Source organism: Mycobacterium angelicum, from assembly GCF_002086155.1.
GTDB lineage: Bacteria > Actinomycetota > Actinomycetes > Mycobacteriales > Mycobacteriaceae > Mycobacterium > Mycobacterium angelicum.
Window position 1 is genome coordinate 1 of the sequence record NZ_MVHE01000275.1, and the last position, 525, is coordinate 525.

Genomic DNA, 525 nt, shown 5'->3' on the forward strand with positions numbered 1-525 from the left:
GAAACCGACACCCCATCCCCACCACCGCAATCGGCTCATCGGCCCGCACCGGCGCACCCACCACCACCCCAGTGACACTGCCCTGCAAACGAGTACGCAGATAGCCGGCCACCGCAGCCAGATTGGGGTAATCGAAAATCACCGTGGCCGGCAAGCTCAGACCCGTGACCTGAGCCAGCCGGTTACGCAGCTCCACCGCCCCCAGCGAGTCCAAACCCAGATCACTAAACGCCCGCTCAGCGCCCACCGCCTCGGCACAGGAATGCCCCAACACCGCAGCAACCTGGCCACGCACCTCGCCCACCAACACCGCATCCCACTGCGCCTCATCCACCGCGCCCAACCGCTGAGCCAACGTCCCCGCCACCGAAGCCACCGGGGCGGGAAGGCTCACCAACCCGCTCAACACCGACGGCAACAACCCCAACCGCGCCTGTCTACGCAACGCGGCCACATCCAACCGCGCCGGAACCAACACCGCCTCACCCCGCCCACACGCCAGATCGAACAACTCCAAACCCTGCT

The 525-nt window shown here is 66.7% G+C and carries 1 protein-coding gene; it reads right to left on the minus strand.

All coding sequences use genetic code 11. The features are described from left to right. The coding region (locus tag BST12_RS29370) for an acyl carrier protein (RefSeq protein ID WP_139802090.1) at positions 1-525 on the minus strand (525 nt) is incomplete at both ends.